Below are 18,147 nucleotides of genomic sequence, written 5' to 3' on the forward strand. Positions count from 1 at the left end.
CCCGGCACGGGCGGGCGGCGCGAACCCCGAGTCATCCCAACCACAAGGAGCACCCCATGACCGACCTCAACGCCCTGCAGTACACCGAAGAGCACGAGTGGGTCGTCGTCGACGGCGACGTCGCGACGATCGGCATCACCGACTACGCCGCCGAGAAGCTCGGCGACGTCGTCTACGTCGACCTGCCCGCCGCCGGCTCGACCATCACCGAGGGCAACGTCGTCGGCGAGATCGAGTCGACGAAGTCGGTCGGCGAGCTCTTCGCCCCGCTGAGCGGCGAGGTCGCCGAGGCGAACCAGGCCGTCGTCGACGCGCCCGAGCTCGTGAACAGCGACCCGTTCGGCGAGGGCTGGCTGCTCAAGGTCACGGTCACGAGCCTGCCGAAGCTGCTCACCCGCGACGAGTACGTCGCCCTCACCGGAGAGTAAGGAACCACCCGGATGACTTCGCCCTCGTCGGCCTTCGACCTCGACGCCTTCGGGCGCCGCCACATCGGCACCTCGCCGAGCGACCACTCGCTCATGCTCGCCGAGCTCGGCTACGACTCGCTCGACGCGCTCATGTCGGCGGCCGTGCCGTCGTCGATCCGCATGGGCGAGGTGCTGAACTCGGCCATCCCCGCGGCGGCGACCGAGCGCGAAGCGCTCGCCGAGCTCGCGGCGCTCGCCGCCCAGAACACGGTGCGCACGCCGCTCATCGGCCTCGGCTACTACGGCACGATCACTCCCGCGGTGATCCAGCGCAACGTGCTCGAGAACCCGAGCTGGTACACGGCGTACACGCCGTACCAGCCCGAGATCAGCCAGGGCCGGCTCGAGGCGCTCATCAACTTCCAGACGATGGTCGAGAACCTCACGGGCCTCGACATCGCGAACGCGTCGATGCTCGACGAGGGCACCGCCGTCGTCGAGGCGATGCTGCTCGCCCGCCGCGGCTCGAAGTCGAAGGCGAATCGCTTCGTCGTCGACGCCGATGCGCTGCCGCAGACGAAGGCGCTGCTCGCCTCGCGCGCCGAGGCGGTCGGCATCGAGCTGCTCGAGGTCGATCTCACCGAGAACACGGACGCCTCCGCCTTCGGCGAGCACTTCGGCATCTTCGTGCAGTACCCCGGCGCCTCGGGCCGGGTGTGGGACCCGTCGACGGTGATCGCCGCGTCGAGGGCGCAGGGCGCGCTCGCCGTCGTCGCCGCCGACCTGCTCGCGCTCGCACTGATCACGAGCCCCGGTGAGCTCGGCGCCGACGTCGCCGTCGGCACCTCGCAGCGCTTCGGCGTGCCGATGGGATTCGGCGGACCGCACGCCGGCTACATGGCGGTGCGCAAGGGCCTCGAGCGGCAGATGCCGGGCCGCCTCGTCGGCGTCTCGCAGGACGCGGCGGGCCACCCCGCCTACCGCCTCAGCCTGCAGGCCCGCGAGCAGCACATCCGCCGTGAGAAGGCGACGTCGAACATCTGCACCGCGCAGGTGCTGCTCGCCGTGATGGCCTCGATGTACGCCGTCTACCACGGGCCCCGCGGCATCCGCGCGATCGCCACCCAGACCGCCGGCAAGGCGAGGCTGCTCGCGGGCTGGCTCGAGGACCTCGGCCAGCGAGTCGCGCACGACGCCTACTTCGACACGCTCGCGGTGCACGTGCCGGGCCTCGCGAAGAACGTCGTCGCCCGCGGTCGCGAGCTCGGCGTGCTGCTGTGGGAGGCCGACGAGGCGACCGTGTACGTGTCGGTCGACGAGACGACCACGCTCGACGACCTGCACCGGGTCGCGCAGGCGTTCGGCGGACCCGACGAGCGCGAACTCGAGGGCGCGATCACCGAGACGGCCATCCCCGAGGCGCTCCGCCGCACCTCGCCGTACCTCGAGCACCCGGTGTTCAACACGCACCACTCCGAGACGCAGATGATGCGGTACCTCAAGCAGCTCGCCGATCGCGACTACGCGCTCGACCGCGGCATGATCCCGCTGGGCTCGTGCACGATGAAGCTCAACGCGGCGACCGAGATGCAGGCGGTCACCTGGCCCGCCTTCGCGAACCTGCACCCGTTCGCGCCCGAGGCCGACGTCGTCGGCTCGCTCGGGCTCGTCGAGCAGCTCGAGTCGTGGCTCGCCGAGGTCACCGGGTACGACACGGTGTCGCTGCAGCCGAACGCCGGAAGCCAGGGCGAGCTCGCGGGCCTGCTCGCGATCCGCGGCTACCACCGTGCGAACGGCGAGGCCGAGCGCGACGTGTGCCTCATCCCCTCGAGCGCGCACGGCACGAACGCGGCGTCGGCGGTGCTCGCCGGCATGCGCGTCGTGGTCGTCGCGACCGACGAGCTCGGCAACGTCGACCTCGACGACCTGCGCGCGAAGATCGCCGAGCACGCCGCATCGATCGCGGCCCTCATGATCACGTACCCGTCGACGCACGGCGTCTACGAGCACGAGGTGAAGGAGATCACCCAGGCGGTGCACGACGCCGGCGGGCAGGTGTACGTCGACGGTGCGAACCTCAACGCGCTGCTCGGCTACTCGCGCTTCGGCGACTTCGGCGGCGACGTCTCGCACCTCAACCTGCACAAGACGTTCTGCATCCCGCACGGCGGCGGCGGCCCGGGCGTCGGGCCGGTGGCGGCGAAGGCGCACCTCGCGCCCTACCTGCCCGGCCACCCGATGGCGCAGCGCGCCGACCACGCCGGCGGCTTCGTGCACGGCGGCGGACCGGTCTCGGCGGCGCCGTACGGAAGCCCGTCGATCCTGCCGATCTCGTGGGCGTACGTGCGCATGATGGGCTCGGAGGGCCTCAAGCAGGCGACCGCGACGGCGGTGCTCGCGGCGAACTTCGTCGCGTCGCGCCTGCGCGAGCACTTCCCGGTGCTCTACACGGGCGAGAACGGGCTCGTCGCGCACGAGTGCATCCTCGACCTGCGACCGCTCACGGCGGAGACCGGCGTGACCGTCGACGACGTCGCCAAGCGCCTCATCGACTACGGGTTCCACGCGCCGACCATGTCGTTCCCGGTCGCGGGCACCCTCATGGTCGAGCCGACCGAGTCCGAGGACCTGGCCGAGCTCGAGCGCTTCGTCGAGGCGATGGTCGCGATCAAGGCCGAGGCCGACGCGGTCGGCCGCGGCGAGTGGCCGGCCGACGACAACCCGTTGCGGAACGCCCCGCACACGGCCGAGTCGGCCATCGCGGGGGAGTGGAGCCACCCGTACACCCGCGAGCAGGCGGTCTACCCGGTGCGCTCCCTCGTGCGCAACAAGTACTGGGCCCCGGTGCGCCGCATCGACCAGGCCTACGGCGACCGCAACCTCGTGTGCGCCTGCCCGCCGGTGGAGGCCTTCGCGTAGCCCGCTCGGGTGTCCCGCCCACGAGTGTTGCCGTTCCGACCGTCGGTCTCCTCTGGAGCGGATGCGTCGGGCGGAGACGGCGACATTCGATGGCCCTCGTCGCGACCACCGTCAGCTCGGGAGCCCGCCCCACACGGCGCGGGCTCCCGAGTCGCCGATGAGCACCAGCAGCACCATCGTGCCCACCCCGACGACGAGGGATGCTGCGGCGAGTCCGACTCGAACGGCGCGAGCCGCGCCCGGCGAGTCTCGGCGCACCCGGTCGTCGGCGAAACGGAACCACGCCCACTGGCCCGCAGCGACGACGAAGAGCGCGATGGCCCACGGCAGGAGCATCTCGCCGAACCCCTGATGCCGGGCGACCGCGGGGATCGGGCCGAGCACGGCCGCGAGCGACCGCCCCGCGGCGACCGTGATCGGCACGAGCACCAGCACGAGGGCGGCACCCAGCGCGGTCACGATGCCGAGGCGGCGGCGTGCCCGCGGCCAGAACGTGCCCAGCAGCAGCGCGAGTACCGTGAGCGGAGTGAGCACGACGACCGCGTGCACGATGAGCGGATGCAGGGGCAGTCCGGCGACCTGGATGAGGTCGCCGGACGCGAGCGGTGCGACGATCGTGGAATCCATGCCGAGAACACGTCGCGCACGCCCGGCCGGTTCACCTCCACCGCAGGCTGAACGTTTCGCGCCGCCGTCTCGTTCTCCCGTCGAAGGACCGGAGGTGACGGATGCCGAACGACGACGAGCCGCTCGATGACGATCGACGACTGGTCGCGCTGTACGAGGCGCACGGCCCGACGGTGTGGCGCTACGTGGTCCACCTCACCGGAGACCCCGCCGGCGCCGACGACATCGTGCAGGAGACGCTCCTGCGTGCGTGGCGGAGCCCTCGAATCCTCGCCCAAGAACCCGCGTCGACGAGGTCGTGGATGATCACCGTCGCCCGCAACCTCGTGATCGACGAGGCGCGCAGCGCACGCCGACGGCACGAGATCGGAGTCGCCGAGGCGCCCGAGCCGCCCGGGCCGCCGACGGGGGACGAGACCGACGCCCTCTTCGAGAGCCTGTTGATCGAGGAGGCGCTGGTGACCCTGAGCCTGGAGCACCGCGCGGTGATCGTGCACGCCTACTACGGCGGATGCAGCGTGGCGGAGGTCGCGCGGCGGCTCGGGATCCCGGAGGGTACCGTGAAGTCCCGGCTGCACTACGGCCTCCGGGCGCTGCGGCTCGCACTGCAGGAGAAGGGAGTGACGCGATGAACCCCGATCACGCGCGCTTCGCGGAATGGGACTCCGCCTACGTGCTCGGTGCGCTCTCGCCGGCCGAGCGCGGCGAGTACGAGCGGCACCTCGAGAGCTGCGACCGCTGCCGGCGCGCGGTCGCCGAGCTCGCGCCGATGCCCGGCCTGCTCGCACGCCTGACGCCCGAGCGCGCCGACGGACTCCTCGGCGAGGGCGAGCCCGGCACCCAGCCGGGCCCGCGCGACGACCTCCTCGACGTCGTGCGGCTCGAGGGTCGTCGCCGTCGCCGACGCAGGGCGCGGACCTGGTGGCTCGCGTCCGCGGCGGCCGCCGTCCTGCTCGTCGCCGCGATCGCCGTGCCGATCGGCCTCACCGGCACGCCCGTCGCCTCCGAGTCGGTGGCCTTCGAATCCGTCGCGGAGGTGCCGCTGACCGCGACCGCGAGGCTCACACAGGTCGCGTGGGGCACGAGGATCGAACTCGACTGCCGCTACGCCGACACCGAGGCATCCGGCGACGCGGACGCGAGCTGGCCGTACGTGCTCGTGGTGGTCGGGCACGACGGCGGGCGCACGGACGTGTCGAGCTGGCGGGCGAGTCCGGGCACCGAGGCCCGGCTCACGGCGGGAGCCGCTCTCGACCTCGACGAGATCGCATCCCTCGAGATCCGGGCGGTGGGCTCGGGCGACGTGCTCATGCGGAGCGCACTCGACTGAACGGCTGAACCATCCGTCGCTCCCTCTCGTGCTCACTGCAGGGCCGCGACCGCGGCCGATGCCGGAGAAGAGGGAATTCGCATGAAATCGCGCATTGCAACAGGAGCCGCCGTGCTCGGGCTCGTCATCGCGCTCGCGGGCTGCACGGGGACGTCCGGCGGGTCGGGCGGCACGTCCGACGGAACGGGCTACGGTGGGGAGACGTCGACCGCGACGGAGGCGCCCGACAGCGGTGCCGGCTCGTCGTCGGCGCTCACGACCGCGGACTCCGACCTCGGCGAGATCGTGGTCGACGGCCACGGCATGACCGTCTACATGTTCGACACCGACACGCAGGGCGGCGACTCGAGCACCTGCGAGGGCCAGTGCGCGACGAACTGGCCCGCCGTGACCACCGACTCCGACGCGCCGGAGGTCGAGGGCGTGACCGGTGAGGTCGGCACGATCACGGGAGTCGACGGCTCGAAGCAGGTGACGCTCAACGGCTGGCCGTTGTACACCTATGCGGGCGACAGCGCCGCGGGCGACACGAACGGCCAGGGGGTCGGCGGAGTGTGGTGGGTGCTGACCCCGGCGGGCGACAAGGTCGGCGGCTGACGGCGTTCGCAGCTACACGAGGCGGGGCGCGGCGTGTCGGCCGCGCTCCGTGAGCTCGCGCCGGGCCGCGGACACGGGCTCGCCGGAGCGGACGCTTCGCCGGGCGACGGCACGCTCGTGCGCTTCGCGGATCTCCGCCTCGGTCGTGCGGTGCAGGCGGTCGGTGGCGCGGCCGGCGAGGTGCCCGGCGGCGAAGGCGGCGGCGAGGTTCATGGGAATCGATTCCATCTCTGTGATCCGGCGGAGCCGGTGGGCGCCCCCGGGCCGGGGGCGGTTCAAGACTCGTCGGCGCGGCGGATCGCCGATTCCGGGTGGACCCCCGAACCGACCCCGGGAGTACACTGAGATTCTCTCGGGCTTTCCGTTCGGGCTGCCCGAGCTCCACTCGCACGGGGAGGTGCCGCATGCCTGGCATCGATGTGATCGCAGGTATCGCGATCATCGCGACGTTCGTCATCGTGAGCGTCGCGACGGCCGACACGGGGGTGCTCGAGCAGCGCATGCGTCGCCGCGGCAGCGTCGGCGAGGCGGCCGAGGCGATCCGGCACGCGCAGGACGTGATGGACTACGCCCGCGGCGGCTACCTCGGCGTCGTCTGCACCCCGACCCGGCGCATGCGACTCTCGGGCGACCTCGAGCCGGCGACGATCCCGCCCGACGAGGCCGCACCCGAGGTGCGGGCGGTCGCGGAGGCGCCGGCCGTCGTCGCCGAGGTGCGCCCCGAACGGACGGCACGGCACCTCGCCCCGAGGCACGCCTCGCCCCGCAGGCGACTCGCCCGAGGCTTCCGCGTGCTCGTCGGTCCCCGCCATCGCGGGACGACGCGGTCGCTCAGGCCGGCGGAGCGAAGAGCCCGGGCCACCACGCGACCGCGAGCGGGTACCCGATGAACGACGCCATGTCGAGCACCCAATGGGCGATGACGAGCGGCATCGTGCGGCCCCAGCGCGAATAGCACCAGCCGAACACGATCCCCATCGCGACGTTGCCCGCGAACGGACCGAAGCCCTGGTAGAGGTGATAGGTGCCGCGCAGGAGCGCGCTCGAGACGATCGTCGCCCACGGGCCCACCCCCAGTTCGCGCAGCCTCGTGAACAGGTAGCCGACGACGATGATCTCCTCGGTGAGGGCGGCCTTGAGCGCCGCGAGCACGAGGATCGGCACCGTCCACCAGTGCGTGTCGAGCGGTGACGGCACGATGGTCACGGTGATGCCGGCCGCGCGTCCGAGCGCGTAGAGGGCGAGGCCGGGCAGGCCGATCACGAGCACGAGGGCGAGGCCGGATGCCGCGTCGCGGCCGGGCCGCGTGAGGTCGAACCCGATGCGGCGGAATCCGCTGCGCGTCGGCTGCCACAGCAGGTAGATCGCGAGGGCGACGACGAAGAGGCCGAAGAACACGTCGAGGAACTGGTAGGTGAAGTCGAGCCACTCGCGACTCGAACGCGACTGGTTGATCGCCGCCGACTGCTTCGCGAGCGGGGTCGTGTCGGTCACGCGGGCGATGATGGACACGATCGAGTAGACCGCGGACGCACCGAGCGAGAGCCCGAGCACGATGACGATCTCGGCGCGCAGCCGGAACGCCCAGCGCGCGTGCGCACCACGCACCTTGGGTTCACCTGTGTGCGGCCTGTGCAGTGGTCGTGCATCCGGCATGCCGCAATCATCGCACGGGAGGCGCCCACGCAACGATCGTGCGCATTCGCGGCGGAATATGTCGTGCAAGGTGTCGCTAGGTTGCGCCTCGGTAACGGTTTCCGTCTCGACTTTGCATCTCAGGGAACGATTCGTAGTCTGGCACCACGAAGCGCACAGCCCGGCCAAGAGCCGTGTTGTTCCGCGCCCATCTCACAGGAGGAACATTGAAGAACAAGAGAATCGGCGCTGCAGCCATTGCTCTTGCTGCCGCCGGCGCACTGGTGCTCACCGGCTGCACGAGCGGCGGCGGGGGCGAGTCCACCGAGGCCGCTGGCGACCCCACCGCGATCATCACGACGAATGGCTCCGAGCCGCAGAACCCGCTGATCCCGACCAACACCACCGAGACCGGCGGCGGCAAGATCGTCACCTCGCTCTTCGCGGGCCTCGTGTCGTACACGGCCGACGGCGAGATCGTGAACGACGTCGCCGAGTCGATCGAGTCGGACGACAAGCAGACCTGGACCGTCACCCTCAAGGACGGGCAGAAGTTCACCGACGGCACCGACGTCACCGCGCAGTCGTTCGTCGACGCGTGGAACTACGGCGCGAAGTTCAGCAACGCCCAGAGCGCTTCGTACTTCTTCGACAACATCGAGGGCTTCAGCTACACCGAGGACTCGGAGCTGACCGGCCTCAACGTGGTCGACGACAAGACCTTCACGGTCAAGCTCGTCGCCCCCGAGGCCGACTGGCCGCTGCGTCTCGGCTACACGGCGTACTACCCGCTCCCCGAGTCGGCGTACGACGACATGGAGGCCTTCGGCGAGCACCCGATCGGCAACGGCCCGTACATGTTCGCCGGCGACGACGCGTGGACGCACGAGGAGAAGATCGACCTCGTCACGAACCCCGACTACGACGGCGTTCGCACGCCCAAGAACGGTGGCCTGACCATCGTCTTCTACGCCTCGCAGGACTCGGCGTACGCCGACCTCCAGGCCGGCAACCTCGACGTGCTCGACGCCGTGCCCGACTCGGCGCTCGCGACCTACGAGGACGAGTTCGGCGACCGTGCGGTCAACCAGCCGGCGGCCATCTTCCAGGGCTTCAACATGCCGTACTACCTCGAGCACTGGAGCGGTGACGAGGGCAAGCTCCGTCGCGCCGCCATCTCGATGGCGATCAACCGCGACGAGATCACCGACGTGATCTTCCAGGGCACCCGTACCCCGGCGACCGACTACACCTCGCCGGTCATCGCGGGCTGGACCGACCAGCTCGAGGGCGCCGAGGTGCTCGACTACAACCCCGAAGAGGCCAAGAAGCTGTGGGCCGAGGCCGACGCGATCTCGCCCTACGGCGACACCGTGTTCGACATCTCGTACAACGCCGACGGCGGCCACCAGGCCTGGGTCGACGCGGTCGTGAACTCGATCTCCAACACCCTCGGCATCCAGGCCGTGGGCAAGCCCTACCCGACGTTCGCCGCGGCCCTCGACGACCGCGAGAACAAGAAGCTGACCGGCGGCACGCGCGCCGGCTGGCAGGGTGACTACCCCTCGATGTACAACTTCCTCGCGCCGCTCTACCAGACCGGTGCCGGGTCGAACTACGAGGGCTACTCGAGCGCCGAGTTCGACGGCCTCCTGAAGGAGGGCTCGCAGGCCGCTACTCCGGAAGACGCGACCGCGACCTTCCAGAAGGCCCAGGAGGTCCTCCTGAAGGACCTTCCGGCCATCCCGCTCTGGTACTCGAACGTGACCGGCGCTTCCGCCGACACGGTCGACAACGTGGTGTTCGGCTGGGACTCGGTTCCGCTGTACACCGAGATCACCAAGGCGCAGGGCTAAGACGACACCTCGTCTATAATCCCGTCTAACATGATGTCCGGGGCGGCAACGCCCCGGACATCATGCTGATATCCGAACGACTCTGTGATTGCGGCCCAAAATGCTCTCAGCACTAGACACTGAGGAGCGCTGATGCTCTGGTACACCGGAAAGCGACTCCTCCAAATCATCCCCGTGCTCCTCGGAGCCACCTTCCTCATCTACTTCATGGTCTTCTCCATGCCCGGAGACCCGATCGCGGCGCTCTTCGGCGACCGGCCACCGGCGCCCGGTGTGATCGAGCAGCTCCGCGAGCAGTACCACCTGAACGAACCGTTCATCGTGCAGTACTTCTACTACCTCGCGGGCATCTTCCAAGGCGACTTCGGCGTCACCTACTCGGGCCAGCCGGTCAATGAAGTCCTCGCCCGAACGTTCCCGGTGACGATCCGCCTCGCGCTGCTCGCGATCTTCTTCGAGATGATCGCCGGCATCTCGGTCGGCCTCATCAGCGGCCTGCGCAAGGGCGGAATCTTCGACGCGACCGGCCTCGGCGTGAGCCTCGTGCTCATCTCGCTGCCGATCTTCGTGCTCGGCTTCGTCGCGCAGTACTTCATGGGCATCCAGTGGGGCTGGTTCAGCCCGACCGTGGGTGCCGGTGCTCCGACCCAGGACCTCATCCTCCCGGCCCTGGTGCTGGCGACCATCAGCTTCGCGCAGATCTCGCGGTTGACGCGCTCCTCGGTCATCGAGACCCAGGGGCTCGACTTCGTGCGCACCGCGTACAGCAAGGGACTCTCCGGCAAGCGCATCGTGCCGGTGCACATCCTGCGCAACTCGCTGATCCCGGTCGTCACGTACCTCGGCACCGACTTCGGCACGCTCCTCGTCGGCGCGACCGTCACCGAGGGCATCTTCAACGTGCCCGGCGTCGGTCGAACCCTCTATCAGGCGGTCATCCGAGGTGAAGGACCCACCGTCGTGTCCTTCGTCACGATCATGGTGCTGCTGTACCTCATCGTGAACCTCCTGATCGACCTTCTCTACGCCGTGCTCGACCCGAGGATCCGCTATGCCTGACCAGTCTTCATCGAAGCTCCCGATCGAGCACTACGTCGCCCCGCTGGAGGAGACCAAGCTCGAGGCCATCGACTCGGTCAAGACCGAGGGCAAGCCGTCGAACCTCTGGATCGACGCGTGGGCCGACCTGCGCCGCCGACCGATGTTCTGGATCTCGTCCGCGCTGATCCTCATCATCGTGTTCATCGCGCTGTTCCCCGGACTGTTCACGAACGAGCCTCCGAACGCGAACTGCCTGCTCGCCAACAGCAACGGCGCACCCGTCGCGGGTCACCCGCTCGGCTTCACCCGGCAGGGCTGCGACGTCTGGTCGCGCATCGTGCACGGTGCGGGCACCTCGCTCTCGGTGGGCATCATCGTGACGATCCTCGTATTCACGCTCGGTGTGATCTTCGGCGCGTTCGCGGGCTACTACGGCGGCTGGACCGACGGCATCCTCTCGCGCGTCGGCGACATCTTCTTCTCGATCCCCTACATCCTCGCGGCGGTCGTGATCATGACGGTGCTCGCGAACTACCGCAGCGTGTGGGTCATCTCCCTCGCGATCGGCATCTTCGCGTGGCCGGCCACAGCCCGAGTGCTGAGGTCCGAGATCCTGAGGGTCAAGAACTCCGACTTCGTCACCGCCGCCACGGCGATCGGCGTATCGCGGTTCAAGATCCTCTGGGCGCACGTCGTGCCGAACTCCATCGCCCCGGTCATCGTCATCGCGACGATCTCGCTCGCCGGCGCGATCGTCGCCGAGGCGACCCTGTCGTTCCTCGGCGTCGGCCTGCCGACGAACATCATGTCGTGGGGCAACGACATCGCCCAGGCGCAGACGACGCTCCGCACCGCTCCGCAGGTGCTGATCTACCCGTCGATCGCGCTTTCCCTGACCGTGTTCTCGTTCATCATGCTCGGTGAAGTCGTGCGAGACGCACTCGACCCGAAGGCGAGGGCCCAGCGATGAGCACCCCCCTGCTCCAAGTCAAAGACCTCGAGGTCGCGTTCCGCACCCAGAACGGTGTCGTGCAGGCGGTCCGCGGCGTGAGCTTCACGCTCGACCGCGGCTCCAGCCTCGCGATCGTGGGCGAATCGGGCTCCGGCAAGTCGACGACCGCGCACGCGATCATCAACCTGCTGCCGGGCACCGGCCACATCTCCGGCGGGCAGATCCTGCTCGACGGCGAAGACCTGGCCAAGGCTTCGCAGAACGAGATGGAGCACATCCGCGGTCGCAAGATCGGTTTCGTGCCCCAGGACCCGATGTCGAACCTCAACCCCGTGTGGTCGATCGGCTTCCAGGTCGAGGAGGCGATCCGTGCCAACGGCATCGCCACGGGCCGCAAAGAGGTCAAGGCGCGTGCGATCCAGGTGCTGAAGGAGGCGGGCCTGCAGGACGCCGACCGTCGCCTCAAGCAGTACCCGCACCAGTTCTCGGGCGGCATGCGCCAGCGCGTGCTCATCGGCATGGGCCTCGCGGCGAACCCGCAGCTGCTCATCGCCGACGAGCCGACCTCGGCGCTCGACGTCACCGTTCAGCGCGTCATCCTCGACCACCTCGAGTCGCTCACCCGCGAGCTCGGCACGACCCTGCTGTTCATCACGCACGACCTCGGCCTCGCGGCCGAGCGCGCCGAACAGCTGCTCGTCATGTACAAGGGCCAGGTCGTCGAGGCGGGCCCGTCGCGCGAGATCCTGCAGAACCCGCAGCACCCGTACACGCAGCGACTCGTCGCCGCGGCACCGAGCCTCGCCTCGCGCCGCATCCAGGCGACGGGCAGCATCGCGGCGGCCGAGTCGGCCATCGCGGCCGACGCGGCGACCGCGGCGGGCGAGGCGATCGACCTCATCGCGACGGCCGAGGCCCGCGCCGAGGCACTCGAGGCCGCCGCCGCGCAGCCGCCGGCGATCGTGGTCGAGAACCTCACCAAGGTGTTCAAGATCCGCGGTTCCGGCGACTTCAAGGCGGTCGACGACGTCTCGTTCCAGATCCGGCGCGGCACCACCACGGCGCTCGTGGGTGAATCGGGCTCGGGCAAGTCGACCGTCGCGAAGATGCTGCTGAAGCTCGAAGAGGCGACGAGCGGCAAGATCGTCGTCGGCGGAAAGGACCTGGCGTCGACGAGCGGCAAGGAGCTGTTCGCGCTCCGCAGCCGCATGCAGCCGGTCTTCCAGGACCCGTACGGTTCGCTCAACCCGCTCCGCAACATCGGCAACACGATCGCCGAGCCGCTGCAGACGCACAAGGTCGGTACGAAGGCATCGCGTCGCGAGCGCGTCTTCGAGCTGCTCGACCAGGTGTCGCTGCCGCGCACGCTCCTCGGCCGCTATCCGAACGAGCTCTCGGGCGGCCAGCGACAGCGCATCGCCATCGCGCGGGCGCTCGCGCTCAAGCCCGAGATCGTCATCCTCGACGAGGCCGTGTCGGCGCTCGACGTGCTCGTCCAGGCGCAGATCCTGCGCCTGCTCGCCGAGCTCCAGGCCGAGCTCAACCTCACGTACCTCTTCATCACCCACGACCTCGCGGTCGTGCGCGTCATCGCCGACAACGTCTGCGTGATGCAGAAGGGGCGCATCGTCGAGGCGGCGACGACCGACGAGGTCTTCGGCAGCCCCAAGGAGCAGTACACGCGCGACCTGCTCGCCGCCATCCCCGGGGCGAACATCGAGCTGGGGGCGTAGGCCGCCGCAAGGCAGCCAACCTGCTCCGAAGCGCGCGAGACATCGAGCTGGGGGCGCAGGAGGCCGAGAGGCATCCACGCCGCCCAAGATGCGCCCGAACGCCCGGCATCCGACATGGGATGCCGGGCGTTCGGCGTTCACACGGTTGCGCGCGGTAGGCTGTCATGGCGCGAACCGTCGATCCACGGTCGTCCGCGCTCCCACAGACTCCCATCCAGCGCATCCGCGCGGCCCAGCCGAGCCCGTTTCCGGGCCGGCGGGCCGATCCGGCGGATGCCTCACCGCGAGGACGAAAATCCATGGCGAAGGCCACCCGCAATTCCCTGCGCAACGTCGCGATCGTCGCGCACGTCGACCACGGCAAGACGACGCTCGTCGACGCGATGCTCAAGCAGACCCACTCGTTCGCCGAGCACGCCCACGTCGACGACCGCGCGATGGACTCGAACGAGCTCGAGCGCGAGAAGGGCATCACGATCCTCGCGAAGAACACCGCCGTCGAGTACAACGGGGTCCACGCGACCGACGGGCCCGTCACGATCAACGTGATCGACACCCCGGGCCACGCCGACTTCGGCGGCGAGGTCGAGCGCGGTCTCTCGATGGTCGACGGCGTGGTGCTGCTCGTCGACGCGAGCGAGGGCCCGCTGCCGCAGACCCGCTTCGTGCTGCGCAAGGCGCTCGAGGCGCGACTGCCCGTGATCCTGCTCGTCAACAAGACCGACCGTCCCGATGCCCGCATCGAGGAGGTCGAGGAGGAGAGCCACGACCTGCTGCTCGGCCTCGCGTCGGACCTCGTCGACGACGTGCCCGACCTCGACGTCGACGCCCTGCTCGACGTGCCGGTGGTGTACGCCTCCGGCAAGGCCGGCCGCGCCTCGCTCACGCGGCCCGCGAACGGCGCGCTGCCCGACAACGAAGACCTCGAGCCGCTGTTCGGCGCCATCCTCGAGCACGTCCCCGCGCCCTCGTACGACGACGAGGCGCCGCTGCAGGCGTGGGTCACGAACCTCGACGCGTCGCCGTTCCTCGGCCGCCTCGCGCTCCTGCGCGTCTTCAACGGCACGATCAAGAAGGGGCAGACGGTCGCCTGGGTGCGCCACGACGGCTCGCACTCGAACGTGCGCGTCACGGAGCTCCTGAAGACGAAGGCGCTCGAGCGCTTCCCGGCCGAGGAGGCCGGCCCCGGCGACATCATCGCCGTCGCGGGCTTCGAGGACATCACGATCGGCGAGACGCTCGCCGACCCCGAGGACGTGCGTCCGCTGCCCGCGATCCACGTCGACGACCCCGCGATCTCGATGACCATCGGGACCAACACCTCGCCGATCGTCGGCAAGGTCAAGGGCCACAAGCTCACCGCCCGCATGGTGAAGGACCGGCTCGACCGCGAGCTCGTCGGCAACGTGTCGCTGCGCGTGCTCGACATCGGCCGCCCCGACGCGTGGGAGGTGCAGGGCCGTGGCGAGCTCGCGCTCGCGATCCTCGTCGAGCAGATGCGCCGTGAGGGCTACGAGCTCACCGTCGGCAAGCCGCAGGTGGTCACGAAGCAGGTCGACGGCAAGACGCACGAGCCGTACGAACACCTCACGATCGACGCCCCCGAGGAGTACCTCGGCGCGATCACGCAGCTGCTCGCCGCCCGCAAGGGCCGCATGGACAACATGTCGAACCACGGCACCGGCTGGGTGCGCATGGAGTTCATCGTGCCGAGCCGCGGTCTCATCGGCTTCCGCACCGAGTTCCTGACGATCACGCGCGGCACCGGCATCGCGAACGCGATCTCGCACGGGTACGACGAGTGGGCGGGTGCGATCACGACCCGCAACAACGGCTCGATCGTCGCCGACCGCGCCGGCGTCGTGACCCCGTTCGCGATCATCGCCCTGCAGGAGCGCATGACCTTCTTCGTGAACCCGACCGAAGAGGTCTACGAGGGCATGGTCATCGGCGAGAACTCGCGCGCCGACGACATGGACGTCAACATCACGAAGGAGAAGAAGCTCACGAACATGCGTTCGTCGACCGCCGACACCTTCGAGTCGATGACGCCCTCGCGCCAGCTGACGCTCGAGGAGTGCCTCGAGTTCGCCCGCGAGGACGAGTGCGTCGAGGTCACGCCCGAGAAGGTGCGCATCCGCAAGGTCGAGCTCGACCAGACGGCGCGCGCCCGTGCGGCGTCGCGCCTCAAGAAGCAGGGCTGAGCGCAGCTCCGCCACCACACGACGCGGATGCCCCGGGGCCGGCCCCGAGGCATCCGCGTCGTCGTGTCTGCGGCGGGGGCGGGGCGGGGAGAGCGCGCAAGGGCGCACGGCTTCCATGCATGCGTATCGGAGGTTCCTCTCAGAAACGCTGCGTACGGTAGCTGAGATTGTCTCGATCTCAAGCCAGTTTCGCCACGAAACCCGACCCCCTTTGATACGTAACGCGTGATGACTTCCCCCCAGCACGGCCGCCGCGCGGCCGCCCCCGTTCCTGCCCGCCGCCCCGCACGTCGCCCAGCGACCGCTCGCCAGGCGCTCTCGATCGCCGCGATGGGCTTCGTCGGCGCGATGATCGTCGCGACGAGCGTGCCCGCCCTCGCCGTGACCGCGACCGATGCCGAGTCCCGCGCGTCGGTCTATGCCCCCGTCGAAGACACCGTGAGCTTCACCCCGCAACACGTCGAGGTCGGTGCCGACGCCGTCGAGGCGACGCTCGCGGCCGAGTCGTACGACGTCGTCAAGGCGCCGCCGCCCATCGTCTCGCAGGTCGCGGGGCTCGGCTCGGTGTCGATCATCGAGTCCGACGTGGTCGTGTGGCCGGTGCAGAACCCCGACCGCCGCAGCGGCGGCTACGGCCCGCGCGATGCACCCTGCGCGGGCTGCTCGACGTTCCACGACGGGGTCGACTTCACGCCCGGCGACGGCACGCCGGTCATGTCGATCGCCGACGGCGTCGTCGTGAAGGCGACCGAGAACGGCGGCGGCCTGGGCGTCAACGTCGAGGTCGAGCACAACATCGGCGGCGAGCTCGTCACGAGCTCGTACGCGCACATGCAGTTCGGCTCGATCGCGGTGTCGGTCGGTCAGCGCGTGGCCGCCGGCCAGCAGCTCGGCCTCGTCGGCACGACCGGCCAGTCGACCGGCCCGCACCTGCACCTCGAGATGTTCGGTGCCGACGGGGCCCGGTTCGACGGGTTCGCCTGGCTCGCCGCCCACATCGGCTGACGTCCTCTCGGGTGGTCGAGGAGCGCCGACGATCGCCGGTCTCGATACGCGTGCTCCCTCGGCGCGCGCTCCTCGGCCGCTCGGCGTCCTACGCCCCGGTGAAGCGGGGTTCCCGCTTCTCGATGAACGCCGAGACCCCCTCGCGCATGTCGGCCGTTCGGAACGCATCGCCGAAGCCCGCGATCTCCAGATCGCTCGCCGTCGCGGTCGGCATCCCCGTCGCATCGACGAGCACGCGCTTCGCGAGGCCCACGGCCGGGGCGGCGTTCTGCGACACGAGCGCGATCGTCTCGCGCGCGCCGGCGAACATCGACTCGCGGTCGGCGAAGCGGCGGGCGACGAGCCCCGCCGCGACGGCCTCGTCGATGCCGATGCGGCGGCCGGTGTAGATCAGTTCCTTCGCGAGGGCGAGGCCGATCGTGCGGGGCAGTCGCACCGTACCGCCGAAGCCCGGGATGAGTCCGAGATGCACCTCGGGCTGGCCGAACGCCGAGGCGTCGGTCGCGTAGATGAAGTCGCACGCGAGCGCCATCTCGAGCCCGCCCCCCAGCGCGAACCCGTCGACGCAGGCGATGACGGGAACCGGCAGCGCCTCGATCGCGGCGGCGACCCGGTGGCCGGCGCGTGCAGCCGCCTCGCCCTCCTCGGGGGTGAGGCCGGCCATCGCCCGGATGTCGGCGCCGGCGATGAACGCTCGTCCGCCCGCGCCGGTCAGCAGCACGCCGCGCACCGCCGCACCGTCGCCGGCGATCTCGTCGGCGAACCCGGTGAACGCCGTCTCGAGCGCGGCGAGCACGGCGGGGGAGAGGGCGTTGAGTGCCTTCGGCCAGTCGATCGTGACGACGGCGAGGTCGGCGTCGCGTTCGACCCGCACCTCGGGGACGTCGGTCGGGGCGGCGGTCGTGGCGTCGGTCATCGTCGATCCTCTCGGTGCTTCGGTGCGTGCCGACCACGCTACGGCATCGGCTCCCGCGGGCGCTGCGCCGGCGGTCGCCGGCGCAAGCCCACCGAGGGCCCGCCCCGGTAGACTCGTCGCATGCCGTCGACCCCCACCCCTGCCGCCCGATGAGCGACGTCGTGCGCCACGAGTCGCCGTCGATCGCCGCCCGTGTCGGCGCGCTCGTCGTCGCCGCACTCGTCGGCGCCGTCTACGGCGCGATCGCCACGGTCGGCCACCGGCAGGTGCTCCGCATCGGTGACGCGGTGATCCCGTGGGGCCTCGTCGTCGCGATCATCGGCATCGCCGCCCTCCTCGTCGGCATCCGGCTCGTGACCCGGGGCCGCGCGATCACGGCCGCCGCGGCGGCCGGCCTCGTGGTGATGGTCGCCGTGCTCACCTACCTGCCCGGGCCGGGCGGCTCGGTGCTCGTCGTCGGCGACCTCCTCGGCACCGTCTGGTCGTTCGCGCCCGCGCTCATCGCCGTGCTCGTCGTCGCGTGGCCCGAGTTGCCGTCGCGGGCCCGAGCCCGCGCATAGACTGAAGATCCAGCCTCTCCGAAGGAGCACGAACCACCGTGACCTATGTCATCGCCCTCCCGTGCGTCGATGTGAAAGACCGTGCGTGCATCGACGAGTGCCCCGTCGACTGCATCTACGAGGGTGAGCGCTCGCTCTACATCCACCCCGACGAGTGCGTCGACTGCGGCGCGTGCGAGCCGGTGTGCCCGGTCGAGGCGATCTACTACGAGGACGACCTGCCCGACGAGTGGTCCGACTACTACAAGGCGAACGTCGAGTTCTTCGACGACATCGGCTCGCCCGGCGGTGCCGCGAAGGTCGGCGTCATCGCGAAGGACCACCCGATCATCGCGGCGCTTCCGCCGCAGGCGCACTAGTCG

Annotated in this window: 18 protein-coding genes; 14 read left to right on the forward strand and 4 right to left on the reverse strand. The window is 70.1% G+C overall.

What is annotated here, in order from left to right:
• Nucleotides 1-56 precede the first annotated feature (56 nt).
• Both gcvH and gcvP read left to right on the forward strand, forming a co-directional pair.
• Nucleotides 57-428 (forward strand): glycine cleavage system protein GcvH, encoded by a 372-nt coding sequence (gcvH, locus tag PX701_RS05120; RefSeq protein ID WP_231430487.1) that lies wholly within the window; start codon nucleotides 57-59, stop codon nucleotides 426-428.
• 12 nt (nucleotides 429-440) lie between these two features.
• Complete coding sequence (gene gcvP, locus PX701_RS05125; protein WP_231430488.1) at nucleotides 441-3,329, forward strand: aminomethyl-transferring glycine dehydrogenase; 2,889 nt, start codon at nucleotides 441-443, stop codon at nucleotides 3,327-3,329.
• A 111-nt stretch (nucleotides 3,330-3,440) separates the two neighbouring features.
• Here the strand turns inward: gcvP and PX701_RS05130 are convergent, their stop codons facing one another.
• Nucleotides 3,441-3,956 (reverse strand): DUF2231 domain-containing protein, encoded by a 516-nt coding sequence (locus tag PX701_RS05130; protein ID WP_231430489.1) that lies wholly within the window; start codon nucleotides 3,954-3,956, stop codon nucleotides 3,441-3,443.
• Between the two features lie 101 nt (nucleotides 3,957-4,057).
• Between PX701_RS05130 and PX701_RS05135 the strand changes: the two genes are divergently transcribed.
• From PX701_RS05135 to PX701_RS05145, 3 genes are all read left to right on the forward strand, one after another.
• Complete coding sequence (locus PX701_RS05135; protein WP_231430490.1) at nucleotides 4,058-4,588, forward strand: sigma-70 family RNA polymerase sigma factor; 531 nt, start codon at nucleotides 4,058-4,060, stop codon at nucleotides 4,586-4,588.
• The gene (locus PX701_RS05140; protein ID WP_275505678.1) at nucleotides 4,585-5,286 is read left to right on the forward strand and encodes an anti-sigma factor family protein; all 702 of its coding nucleotides are present in this window, start codon (nucleotides 4,585-4,587) and stop codon (nucleotides 5,284-5,286) included. The genes PX701_RS05135 and PX701_RS05140 overlap by 4 nt, the downstream gene beginning before the upstream one ends.
• A gap of 81 nt (nucleotides 5,287-5,367) precedes the next feature.
• The gene (locus PX701_RS05145) at nucleotides 5,368-5,883 is read left to right on the forward strand and encodes a COG4315 family predicted lipoprotein (RefSeq protein WP_231430492.1); all 516 of its coding nucleotides are present in this window, start codon (nucleotides 5,368-5,370) and stop codon (nucleotides 5,881-5,883) included.
• Nucleotides 5,884-5,895: 12 nt separating this feature from the next.
• Here the strand turns inward: PX701_RS05145 and PX701_RS05150 are convergent, their stop codons facing one another.
• Nucleotides 5,896-6,111 carry a hypothetical protein gene (locus tag PX701_RS05150; protein WP_275505679.1) on the reverse strand — a complete coding sequence of 72 codons (216 nt, stop codon included), beginning with the start codon at nucleotides 6,109-6,111 and terminating at the stop codon, nucleotides 5,896-5,898.
• Between the two features lie 176 nt (nucleotides 6,112-6,287).
• Between PX701_RS05150 and PX701_RS05155 the strand changes: the two genes are divergently transcribed.
• Nucleotides 6,288-6,773 carry a hypothetical protein gene (locus PX701_RS05155; protein ID WP_275505680.1) on the forward strand — a complete coding sequence of 162 codons (486 nt, stop codon included), beginning with the start codon at nucleotides 6,288-6,290 and terminating at the stop codon, nucleotides 6,771-6,773.
• On the opposite strand, the gene PX701_RS05160 is transcribed toward PX701_RS05155, so the two are convergent.
• Nucleotides 6,715-7,539 (reverse strand): CPBP family intramembrane glutamic endopeptidase, encoded by an 825-nt coding sequence (locus PX701_RS05160; protein ID WP_255679888.1) that lies wholly within the window; start codon nucleotides 7,537-7,539, stop codon nucleotides 6,715-6,717. The two genes, PX701_RS05155 and PX701_RS05160, sit on opposite strands and share 59 nt — an antisense overlap.
• 206 nt (nucleotides 7,540-7,745) lie before the next feature.
• Between PX701_RS05160 and PX701_RS05165 the strand changes: the two genes are divergently transcribed.
• The 6 genes from PX701_RS05165 to PX701_RS05190 all read left to right on the forward strand — a co-directional run bounded on the left by PX701_RS05165 (nucleotide 7,746) and on the right by PX701_RS05190 (nucleotide 16,309).
• Nucleotides 7,746-9,374, forward strand: a complete 1,629-nt coding sequence (locus tag PX701_RS05165; protein ID WP_231430496.1) for a peptide ABC transporter substrate-binding protein — start codon at nucleotides 7,746-7,748, stop codon at nucleotides 9,372-9,374.
• Between the two features lie 132 nt (nucleotides 9,375-9,506).
• Nucleotides 9,507-10,433, forward strand: coding sequence for an ABC transporter permease (locus tag PX701_RS05170; protein ID WP_231430497.1), 927 nt, complete (start codon nucleotides 9,507-9,509; stop codon nucleotides 10,431-10,433).
• A complete protein-coding gene (locus PX701_RS05175; protein ID WP_231430498.1) occupies nucleotides 10,426-11,385 on the forward strand; it encodes an ABC transporter permease in 960 nt (319 codons plus the stop codon). The genes PX701_RS05170 and PX701_RS05175 overlap by 8 nt, the downstream gene beginning before the upstream one ends.
• A complete protein-coding gene (locus tag PX701_RS05180) occupies nucleotides 11,382-13,100 on the forward strand; it encodes a dipeptide ABC transporter ATP-binding protein (protein WP_231430499.1) in 1,719 nt (572 codons plus the stop codon). The genes PX701_RS05175 and PX701_RS05180 overlap by 4 nt, the downstream gene beginning before the upstream one ends.
• A gap of 299 nt (nucleotides 13,101-13,399) precedes the next feature.
• A complete protein-coding gene (gene typA / locus PX701_RS05185; RefSeq protein ID WP_275505681.1) occupies nucleotides 13,400-15,304 on the forward strand; it encodes a translational GTPase TypA in 1,905 nt (634 codons plus the stop codon).
• Nucleotides 15,305-15,532: 228 nt separating this feature from the next.
• Nucleotides 15,533-16,309 (forward strand): M23 family metallopeptidase, encoded by a 777-nt coding sequence (locus tag PX701_RS05190; RefSeq protein ID WP_231430501.1) that lies wholly within the window; start codon nucleotides 15,533-15,535, stop codon nucleotides 16,307-16,309.
• A gap of 88 nt (nucleotides 16,310-16,397) precedes the next feature.
• Here PX701_RS05190 and PX701_RS05195 read toward each other — a convergent pair whose 3' ends face one another.
• Nucleotides 16,398-17,225: an enoyl-CoA hydratase/isomerase family protein gene (locus tag PX701_RS05195; RefSeq protein WP_275505682.1), complete on the reverse strand. Its 828-nt coding sequence runs from the start codon at nucleotides 17,223-17,225 to the stop codon at nucleotides 16,398-16,400.
• Nucleotides 17,226-17,374: 149 nt separating this feature from the next.
• Here PX701_RS05195 and PX701_RS05200 point away from each other — a divergent pair, with 149 nt between their 5' ends.
• Together PX701_RS05200 and fdxA are read left to right on the forward strand one after the other, a co-directional pair.
• Nucleotides 17,375-17,785, forward strand: a complete 411-nt coding sequence (locus PX701_RS05200) for a histidinol dehydrogenase (protein WP_231430503.1) — start codon at nucleotides 17,375-17,377, stop codon at nucleotides 17,783-17,785.
• A gap of 38 nt (nucleotides 17,786-17,823) precedes the next feature.
• Complete coding sequence (gene fdxA, locus PX701_RS05205) at nucleotides 17,824-18,144, forward strand: ferredoxin (protein ID WP_231430504.1); 321 nt, start codon at nucleotides 17,824-17,826, stop codon at nucleotides 18,142-18,144.
• Nucleotides 18,145-18,147: the final 3 nt, after the last annotated feature.

This window comes from Agromyces chromiiresistens (assembly GCF_029167465.1).
GTDB lineage: Bacteria > Actinomycetota > Actinomycetes > Actinomycetales > Microbacteriaceae > Agromyces > Agromyces chromiiresistens.

Coding starts and splice junctions, on each gene's coding strand:
- gcvH (WP_231430487.1), top strand. CDS start 57: ATGACCGACCTCAACGCCCTGCAGTACACCGAAGAGCACGAGTGGGTC.
- gcvP (WP_231430488.1), top strand. CDS start 441: ATGACTTCGCCCTCGTCGGCCTTCGACCTCGACGCCTTCGGGCGCCGC.
- PX701_RS05130 (WP_231430489.1), bottom strand. CDS start 3,956: ATGGATTCCACGATCGTCGCACCGCTCGCGTCCGGCGACCTCATCCAG.
- PX701_RS05135 (WP_231430490.1), top strand. CDS start 4,058: ATGCCGAACGACGACGAGCCGCTCGATGACGATCGACGACTGGTCGCG.
- PX701_RS05140 (WP_275505678.1), top strand. CDS start 4,585: ATGAACCCCGATCACGCGCGCTTCGCGGAATGGGACTCCGCCTACGTG.
- PX701_RS05145 (WP_231430492.1), top strand. CDS start 5,368: ATGAAATCGCGCATTGCAACAGGAGCCGCCGTGCTCGGGCTCGTCATC.
- PX701_RS05150 (WP_275505679.1), bottom strand. CDS start 6,111: ATGGAATCGATTCCCATGAACCTCGCCGCCGCCTTCGCCGCCGGGCAC.
- PX701_RS05155 (WP_275505680.1), top strand. CDS start 6,288: ATGCCTGGCATCGATGTGATCGCAGGTATCGCGATCATCGCGACGTTC.
- PX701_RS05160 (WP_255679888.1), bottom strand. CDS start 7,539: ATGCCGGATGCACGACCACTGCACAGGCCGCACACAGGTGAACCCAAG.
- PX701_RS05170 (WP_231430497.1), top strand. CDS start 9,507: ATGCTCTGGTACACCGGAAAGCGACTCCTCCAAATCATCCCCGTGCTC.
- PX701_RS05175 (WP_231430498.1), top strand. CDS start 10,426: ATGCCTGACCAGTCTTCATCGAAGCTCCCGATCGAGCACTACGTCGCC.
- PX701_RS05180 (WP_231430499.1), top strand. CDS start 11,382: ATGAGCACCCCCCTGCTCCAAGTCAAAGACCTCGAGGTCGCGTTCCGC.
- typA (WP_275505681.1), top strand. CDS start 13,400: ATGGCGAAGGCCACCCGCAATTCCCTGCGCAACGTCGCGATCGTCGCG.
- PX701_RS05190 (WP_231430501.1), top strand. CDS start 15,533: ATGACTTCCCCCCAGCACGGCCGCCGCGCGGCCGCCCCCGTTCCTGCC.
- PX701_RS05195 (WP_275505682.1), bottom strand. CDS start 17,225: ATGACCGACGCCACGACCGCCGCCCCGACCGACGTCCCCGAGGTGCGG.
- PX701_RS05200 (WP_231430503.1), top strand. CDS start 17,375: ATGAGCGACGTCGTGCGCCACGAGTCGCCGTCGATCGCCGCCCGTGTC.